Here is an 8,986-nt window from a genome sequence, read left to right as displayed (position 1 = left end):
TCGGTCTTGTGTTCTTCATTTCTACCACCTTTTGTCCGGAAGTGAGTCTATCACTTCGTCTATTCAGGTGGCCAAATTCACTATGCCACTACAGGGGTGACAAACATGAAGGAAGGAAGCTCGAGTTCCTCCCTTCGTATCGGGCGAACGACAGCCAGTACAAGCCCGAGGTACTATTAGCGCAAGCAGTACTACTAGCGTAAGAAGTACAGCAACTCGTTTTGCTCATCGCCTGAGCGAATTAAATCAAGGTAGGACCATTGGTCAAACTTGACGGTATAGTCATTGCGAAGTGAGGCTCCATACACGTGATAATTCACGTACTTCTCGCCCGCAAGCTGGATGCCGGTAGCGCCTTTATAGTTGCCTGAGCAACCAAAGTTACTTGAGGTGGCGCACCAAATGTATCCCATTTCGTTGCTACTCCCTGAGTTCATCAAGGTGTCCGTGTTCCATGGCGTAATGTGGTTATGCGGAAGTGATGGGTCCATGGTTTGCTTGGAAACGAAGGATATTTTTTGGCTCTCATCTATCAACATGATGCCATCACCAATGGTTTCCCTTAGTGCTTGCCATCGGCTGTTTTTTAATACCCCCTGAGTATTCGGAGAAACAGGCTCGGCTATGCGAATGTAATTGAGTCCATCAGCATGACTGGCAAATAGCGTCCATCCTCCGCCTTGTGTGGTCATATCACAGTACACCTCAAAGGGGTCGACGCCGTAGTCTTCACCATCGGGATCAATCCAGTAGAAGCCGTCTCCCGCTGATTGACCTGCAGCGAGGATTGCTTGGCAGTTTGAGTAATACTCGACTGCGGGGCCAGCGGATGCATTAATTAGCTCCCAGTCACCGCTTTGGCCATTGTCGGCAAACCAGCTTCCAAAGAAGTCACCTTCATTGATGGCCATTCCCAAAAAGTAGCTGGTGCCATTCATTCCTGAAATGACAAAACTTATGGGTGACCCACTACCTAGCTGTAGACCTGTAAGCAGCATATCTTCATTGATTTCAGCGCTGTAGGTTTTCGCATTCTGAGACAGAACGAAGTCATAGCTTTGATGGCTATTTATCCCCATCAAGCTGAAAGTCGATGTTTAGTGAGTACTCAGCAAAGGTGGTTTGGGCTTGAGCGCCGGTGGCAAGTAAGGCCAGTAGCAGTGCTGTGTTTTTCATGATTACATCCTTTAGTCATGTATGGAGTAACAACAATATCAATAGAGTTATTACTCAATTAGTGAGCGTTTTGTTTTTGTGATAAATGCCAGCTAATACTGTTTTTATTTTGTTCAGAACAGGCAACATCTGAGACTTGGCGACTCAGTCTGTGAGCAACAGAGAGAACGTGAATAGTAATTATTCTCAAATCGAATGGAACTTGTATTGACTTGCGCTGGGTGAATAATGCGAAAATGATAACCATTATCATTACTAAATGTTATTCACACAGGAAAACGCAAGATGTATCACTCTGTTCGACTGAAATTCTCGCCGCTGTATACAGCAATTGCTTTAGCTATTAGCCCTGCGGCCCTTGCTGACGAGGCGACAACAACCGACGAACAGATGGTAGTGACGGCCACCCGTACCGCGAATACTGCCGCCGAGGCCCCGGCATCGATTTCGGTGATCACCTCGGACGATATCGATGCCATGCCGGCGCTGACCTTAAACGAGATCGTTAGCCAAGCGGTGGGTGTTGAGAGCTCTATGAATGGCGGCCGCGCCGGACGCGAGCTGGTGAAGATCCGCGGCCTGGATTCGAGCTACACACTGGTGCTACTCAACGGCCGGCGTATGAGTTCGTCGAACGCCATCATCCGTGGTAACGACTTCGACTACAGCAGCATTCCGACCAGCTCGATTGAACGTGTCGAGATCATCCGTGGCCCAATGTCATCGCTGTATGGCTCAGATGCCATGGGCGGTGTGATCAACATTATCACCAAGAAGGCTGGCAACGAGTGGAACAGTACCGTACGCGCTGACTTCCAAACCCCCGAGAACGACGGCGGCGAGCAGTACATGCTCGGCCTGAATACCGGCGGCGCACTGATTGACGATACCCTGTTTGCTAACTTCTCGATGAACTACAGCGACCGTAATGCCTGGACGCCCTTCGATGGAGATCGCGCAGAGGCTACTGCCTTGGAAGATAAAGAGTACGTCAACTTGCTGGGCAACCTGAGCTGGTTTATCGACGAACAGCAAACGCTAGACTTTGACCTTGGTTACAGCCGCGATCAGCGTGAGTCGGTGATTGAGTCGCTAAAAGGCTTAACTGACAGTCAAATGGATGTACGCCGTTTGAACACCGCGTTCACCCACACTGGTGCGTGGGGCTGGGGCGACAGCCAGCTGCGCTATGGCTTCGAGCGGGTTGATCTGGAAGAGGGCACCGATGATGTGTCTGAGATCACTGAAGACAACCATATCCTGAACGCATCGGCCTCAACCGAGCTGGGCGCACACCGCGTAACCTTTGGTGGTGAGCTGCGCCATAGTCGCCTGGATAGCCCGCGCGATCTGCTCGATACGGGTAAAGCCAGCCTGACCGAGCAAGCATTGTTTGTGCAAGATGAATGGGGCTTTGCCGAGAGCTGGACCTTCACCTTTGGCGGTCGATTGGACTATCACGAGGAGTTCGGTAGCCACTTTAGCCCGCGTGCCTACTTGGTGAATCGCGTGAGCGACAACTTGGTGGTGAAGGGCGGTGTTGGTCAGGCCTTTAATGCGCCGTCTCTGCTACAGCTCAACGAAGAGTACCGCTTAAGCTCGTGTAAAGGCGACTGTTACGTGATTGGTAATCCAAACCTGAAGCCAGAAGAGAGCACCTCTTATGAGTTGGGTGCTGTGTACCAAATTGGCAGCTGGACCACCGAGGCCACCTTGTTCCGTAACGACATTAAGAACTTGATTGAGCAAGACCGCGACACGCCCATCGACTCGGACTTCGACCGTGAAGTGTTCACCTACACCAACGTCGCCAAAGCCCGTATCGACGGTATTGAGCTGGCTGCCAGCGGCGATATTAGTGACAGCTTCTCGCTAAATGCCAACTACACCTACACCGACGCCACTGATCGCACCACCGGCGAAACCTTAGGCGAGCGCCCAGAGCACACCGTAATGGCGCGTCTGAACTGGGATGTTAGCTACGATTTGCGCACCTTTGTGCAGTACAACTACACGGGTAAGCAAATGCTCGGCAGCAGCGCCGCCGATGCCGACCTACCGGAAGACGGCTACAGCACCGTTGACCTCGGCCTGAACTACTACTGGGGCGACATCGCGCGTATTCGTGCCGGTGTGAACAATGTGGGCAAAACCAAAATGTCGCACGAAGCCAGCATCCGCGGCTACAACGAAGAAGACCGCACTTGGTACTTGGGCTTTAGCTCCGACTTCTGATACCTCAAACTGAAACAGCCCCCGCAGGTTAAACCTACGGGGGCTTTTTTGTGCGCGGTAGATAAAGGACGTGAGCCTACCGGAGCAAGTATGCACTGTGGTTAGTCATGCAACGGGTAATTAACATAAATAACAAAAGCCAATAATTGGCTGTCAGGATTTATTACACTATTTGTTTGGATAGAGATTAAGGTATTGAAATAAAACAATATAAAACTTGGTTTCGTTCTTGCTTATGTGTGCCTGCAATTTCTAATTAATATATTTGTTAATTTTATGATAAAGGGAATTACACCATGAAAAGAGCTTCTGGTTTGCTCGCTGCTTGCCTGATGGTTGCGCTGCCGCTGAGTGTCGGTCAAGCGGCGATGATGTCGGGATTTGGTGGTGATGCGGGATATGGCGAACTTGCGGTGCAGCCCAATGATGATGGGTCATCCAACCGCTTAAACCTGCCATTTGAGATCAACTACTTTGGCAATAGCTACGATAGCTTCTTCGTTAACAATAACGGCAATATCTCGTTTAACTCTGCATTGAGTGGTTACACCCCCCAGCACTTCCCGGTGGCCAATCAGCCGATTATTGCGCCATTCTGGGCCGATGTGGATACCCGCTGTGCCGACTGTGGCGCAGTCTATGTGGGGGCGCCCAACGAGAACAGCGTGGCGATTACCTGGGACCAAGTGGGTTACTACAGTAACCACGGCGACAAGACCAACAGCTTCCAATTAGTGCTGATCGATCGCAGTGACACTGGCGAGGGCAACTTCGACGTTGAGTTTCGCTATGACAACCTAAGCTGGACCACCGGTGATGCATCCGACGGTAGCAATGGCTTTGGCGGAACTCCCGCCCAGGCAGGCTACGATGCCGGTAATGGCAGCGACTTCTTCTCGTTACCCGGTTCTTTCTCGGAAGACATTCTCAATCTCACCAACACCTCCAACACCGGGATCAATGGCGTATGGCGCTTCGCTATCCGCGATGGTGCATTGCCGGGCGCGACCCCTGAGAACCCGCTGATGCCGGTGGTGGTCGACGGTGGTTGGGAGTTCGACTTTAATGTCGAACTCGACCAAATCGTGTTTATCGACCCAGATGTGGCAGTGGGCTACGACTACTTTGTTGACGCAGGCCCCAACTTCCTGTCGGTGATTCTGCCAGAGGGCTTTGATGACAACCTGTTCGAGCTATGGCTGATGAACGAGTTCGGTGAATGGGTAATGACCGACATCTTAGAGGGTGGCATTGAGTATCTGTTCGGCGAAGATGGCGTATCGGAGTTTCGTATCTTAGGCATCGATATCGACAACATGCTCGACCCAGAAGATATGCAGGCCTTTGTAACCGGCTTAAGCTTTGTCGATGCGGGTATGGTGAGCATGCGCCAGATCCCGGTCACCGAGTTTGTGCCTGCCGGCAACGTTAGCGAGCCCTATACCAAGCTACTAATATTATTGGTTTTAGCTGTTATCATCGCTAATCGAAAAGTGCGTATTAAACCTTATCAGCCTGCGCATCCATTGGCGGCTTAAGCAATTACCAGCCCCGCGGCGCGTGCAGCGGGGCTGGGCAAAGGAACTGCAATCCATGCTCAATAAGTTATTCGTGTTGCTCACCGCTGGGCTGATGGCTGGCCAGGTGTTTGCCGCCAACAAGCAGGACTTTGAGTCCTGGACACTCGACTGCCAAGCCGAGCTCTGCAACATCTCCCAGCTGATCATGAAACGCGACGGTGATATGGCCGATGTGATAGCCGGCATTAGCTTTATCCAGCTCTCAGAGTTTGCCGTGCTGCGGCTGCGCTTGGCCCCGGGCATAGAGGCGAAAAAAGGCGTGGGTATCAAGATTGATCAGTTTAAGGCGCTGCACCTGCCACTGACCGGCTGCGACGAACGCACCTGCGAGCTGAATGTGAAGGTCGACGCACAACTGCTGTCACAAATGCGCCAAGGCCGGGTGATGAGTGTCGCCTACATCCACGACCAGCAGCAACAGAGCCTACCGGTGGTGTTGCATGGTTTTGATCAGGCCTACCTACAGCTTAACAACGATTAGCGCTGGCCTTCTTTGACTATTTGGCCTCCTGCGACCTGTCGGGAGGTCGTATCTTGATCAGTTAACGCTTTGCTCGCTAGTTGGCATTTCAAACTGTTAGCCAGGCCTCGGCCTGAGCGCTAGCCTTGGGCTATAGTTCGCCCAGTTGTATCCCTTCCTAAGATGATTGACCGTGACCCAGCTAACCTACTCTGAAGCAAATAAAAAGGGCGAATATCACTGGCAGTTTACGCTGCTCTCTGCGCGTATTTTACGCGTGCGCTGTTGTCTTGCCACACATCCGGTAGAGGCGACACCCGAGTTGGTATTGCTACCCCAGTTACCACGCTTCGATGCTGGCCAAAGCGGCGATGATACGCTTTGCAGCGATACGCTAAGGGTTCGTCGGCTAGATAAAACAGGTGCATGGCAAATACATGCTGACAGCCAGCCTTTGTTGACCTTAACGGGCACTGATCTAACTCCTGCAGCCAATACAAGCGATGGTTTAACTGTGCGCCAGCGGTTTGATGAAGCTGCTCCGGGTGCGCTGTACGGCCTCGGTCAGTATCCTGATGGAGTTCTAAACTGGCGGGGAAAAACCCAAGTCATTTGTCAGTCCAATAAGGGGATCGCGGCGCCACTGTTGTTGTCTACTGCTGGCTTCGGGGTGCTTTGGAATACGCCCGCGCGCAGTGAGTTTAACAGTGACGAAGGCGGGTTTAGTTTTACCGCGGATGCTGGTAGTGAACTCGACTTCTTTGTTCTTTGGGGGCCTGATTTCGATGCCATCCATTGCGGATATCAACAGTTGACTGGCCATGCGCCGTTGTTTGGTCGCTGGGCCTATGGCTATTGGCAGTCTCGAGAGCGTTACATCGACGCCGCAGAGATTGTGGCTGTAGCCCGAAAATACCGAGAGCTGAACATCCCTATCGATAACCTGGTCCAGGACTGGAAGTACTGGGGCGAGCTAGGCTGGAGCGCGATGCAGTTTGACGTTGCCCAGTTTGGTGACGGTCAGGCGATGATCGATACCCTGCACGAACTCAACTATAAGCTGATGATCTCCATCTGGCCGGTAGTCGGTGAAGGGAGTGCAGTGTTTAACGAGCTCAAGCAAGCCGAGTACTTGTTTGAAACGCCACACTGGGCTCAAGGCCATATCTACGATGCCTTCAGTGCAGAGGCGCGCGATATCTACTGGAAACACTTACAAAGTGGGCTGTGGGACCTTGGTGTCGATGCCTTCTGGATGGATGGCACCGAGCCTGAGTTTGTATCCGCGCAAGTCCCGCAGGATGGTGTCGATGCTTGCTTGGCGCAGCGCAATACTGCCGCAGGTAGCTGGCGACGCGTGCTGAATGCCTACTCGTTGGTGACGACTGGTGGGGTCTACCAAAAGCAGCGCGCGCTGGGGGAGGAAAAGCGCGTGTTCACGCTAAGCCGCTCCAGCTTTTTAGGTCAGCAGCGTTATGCGGCCGCATGCTGGTCGGGAGACATTAGTGCTAGTTGGCAGGTGCTGCATCAGCAAATCGCAGCCGGGCTGAACTTATGCGCCACAGGGTTACCCTACTGGACAACCGATATCGGCGGTTTCTTTACCACGGGCTTTGGGGCCAGCTATCCGGAAGGTGTGGATGATGATGCCTACAAAGAGCTTTATGTTCGTTGGTTCCAGTTCGGTACCTTTTGCCCGTTGTTTCGCTCCCATGGCGCGAACACGCCGCGTGAGATTTATCAGTTTGGTGAGCCAGGCGACTGGGCCTTCGACAGCTTGTTGAAGTTCGATAAACTGCGCTATCGCTTGCTCCCCTATATCTACTCCTTGGCCTGGCAGGTCACCCGACAACATCGCAGCATGATGCGCCTACTTGCCTTCGATTTTCCCGAGCAGCCGCTGCTGCATGATGTTTGCGATCAGTACCTGTTTGGTCGTGAGTTTTTGGTATGCCCGGTCACTCAGGCCATGTTCCATCAGCAGACTCAGCAACATGAGTTGGTTCAAGCTCAGTGGCAACAAAGCCTGTTCAGTGACGATGCGTTAAGTCGACATGTTGCGACTCAGCGGGTTAGCGAGCTTGATGGGAATTGGGCCGGAGGGCCGCCAGCAGGACTGCCATTGGCGGGCTACTCTGTGCGTTGGCAGGCCACGATAGTCCCTGAGCATAGCGGGATACATCAGTGGTTGGTCCATGCCAACGATGGCGTAGTAATGCGCATCAACGATCAGCCTGTGATCGACCAATGGCAGGTTAGCGCTGCCAGAAACATCAAGGTTGAGAGCCTGCTGGAGGCAGGACAAGAGTATCGGATTGAGCTGGAATATGCGCACTGGCGAGGCTCATCAAAGGTCAGCTTGAGCTGGGCACATCCGGGACAGCAATTTGAACCAACTGCGCTCGCGCCCGCTAAGCGGGAGCTCATCTTGCCGTCTGGTTGCGACTGGATAGATTACTGGAGCAAGCAAGTGTTTGCCGGGGGGCAACGCATCACAGCAGCTACCCCGATTGATCTAATTCCCCTTTATCTAAGAGCTGGCAGTATCATTCCATGTGGCCCAGACGTGCTGTACCACAATGAAAAGCCCTGTGACCCCTTAGAGATTGAGATTTATGCCGGCGCTGATGGTAGCTTCGTGCTCTATGAGGATGAAGGCGATAGCTACCGCTATGAGCAAGGAGCGTATAGCGAGATCGCGTTCACTTGGACTGAGCAACTGCAGCGTTTGGATGTCTCGATTCGCCACGGCGAGTTTCCGGGCATGCTCTCGACGAGAACATTTGTACTGAGGCTGATAGCTGAGGGGGCGTTGCGCGAGCGAACTATTGAGTACTCTGGTGCTGCTGTTTCTGTCGACTTTTCCTTGGATTAATAGCCAGTACGTTGTTGCTGTGTAGGTTTTCGCATGCAGGTTCGCCGACTTTTCTGGGAGTACGGGGAGGGGCTAAGCGTATTGCTATTTTTTGGCTAAGCCTCTCTACTGTGAGGTAGATGTTTAAGGAGAGTAAATCATTGATGGTATTAAAGTGCTTAATCAGAGTGTTACTTCGATGCTTTGTACTTTTCTCGCTTTTCTCGCAGCTTGTGTTTAGCCAAGATCTACCGGCACTTGTTGAGTGCCCCAACTGGGGCGATTATCGCCACTTAAGCGAGTTTGATATCCCGGCAACCCAGTTGGTCCAACAGGTGTTCGATTGCAGCCATGTGAGCGAGTACATCACCGATCTCGACCAGCTCGACCGAGACTTGCTGTTCTTGCGTGCGGCTAAATCTGATTGGGAAACCTTGGTGGAGTATCACACCCAAACCGAGCCGCCGGTTCCCTACCTTGAGTTGATTCCAGAGTCATCGCTGCGTGCGTTGCAGCGAAGCCTCAGGCCCTCAACACCCGGGCCACAATCCCAGCCCTGCGACTAGTGCTTGTATAACTAGTAGGCGATTTTCAAACTTGCGTGAGCTTGTTCATATAACCAAGTTTTCAAGCTTACTTGCTGCTTAGGTAAACAGTGCAGGCCACGGCGCTGTTGTACCA

At 52.4% G+C, this 8,986-nt stretch carries 6 protein-coding genes; 5 read left to right on the top strand and 1 reads right to left on the bottom strand.

Annotation, left to right across the window (positions count from 1 at the left end; genetic code table 11):
• Window positions 1–194: 194 nt before the first annotated feature.
• On the bottom strand, window positions 195–1,079 hold the full coding sequence (locus tag G462_RS0117945) for a fibrinogen-like YCDxxxxGGGW domain-containing protein (protein ID WP_026960217.1): 885 nt from the start codon (window positions 1,077–1,079) through the stop codon (window positions 195–197).
• Between the two features lie 382 nt (window positions 1,080–1,461).
• On the opposite strand from G462_RS0117945, the gene G462_RS0117935 reads away from it, so the two are divergent.
• The 5 genes from G462_RS0117935 (at window position 1,462) to G462_RS0117915 (ending at window position 8,871) form a co-directional block, all read left to right on the top strand.
• Window positions 1,462–3,411: a TonB-dependent receptor domain-containing protein gene (locus G462_RS0117935; RefSeq protein WP_026960216.1), complete on the top strand. Its 1,950-nt coding sequence runs from the start codon at window positions 1,462–1,464 to the stop codon at window positions 3,409–3,411.
• A gap of 296 nt (window positions 3,412–3,707) precedes the next feature.
• Complete coding sequence (locus tag G462_RS0117930) at window positions 3,708–4,949, top strand: nidogen-like domain-containing protein (protein ID WP_026960215.1); 1,242 nt, start codon at window positions 3,708–3,710, stop codon at window positions 4,947–4,949.
• Between the two features lie 55 nt (window positions 4,950–5,004).
• On the top strand, window positions 5,005–5,472 hold the full coding sequence (locus G462_RS0117925) for an invasion associated locus B family protein (RefSeq protein WP_051326840.1): 468 nt from the start codon (window positions 5,005–5,007) through the stop codon (window positions 5,470–5,472).
• A gap of 172 nt (window positions 5,473–5,644) precedes the next feature.
• Window positions 5,645–8,326, top strand: a complete 2,682-nt coding sequence (locus tag G462_RS23300) for a TIM-barrel domain-containing protein (protein WP_051326839.1) — start codon at window positions 5,645–5,647, stop codon at window positions 8,324–8,326.
• A gap of 212 nt (window positions 8,327–8,538) precedes the next feature.
• A complete protein-coding gene (locus G462_RS0117915; protein WP_157378669.1) occupies window positions 8,539–8,871 on the top strand; it encodes a hypothetical protein in 333 nt (110 codons plus the stop codon).
• Window positions 8,872–8,986: the final 115 nt, after the last annotated feature.

It is taken from the genome of Aliagarivorans taiwanensis DSM 22990 (assembly GCF_000429505.1).
GTDB classification, from domain to species: Bacteria; Pseudomonadota; Gammaproteobacteria; order Enterobacterales; family Celerinatantimonadaceae; genus Aliagarivorans; species Aliagarivorans taiwanensis.
The sequence above is the reverse complement of the archived record's forward strand: the minus strand, read 5'-3'. Positions and strand labels throughout refer to the sequence as shown.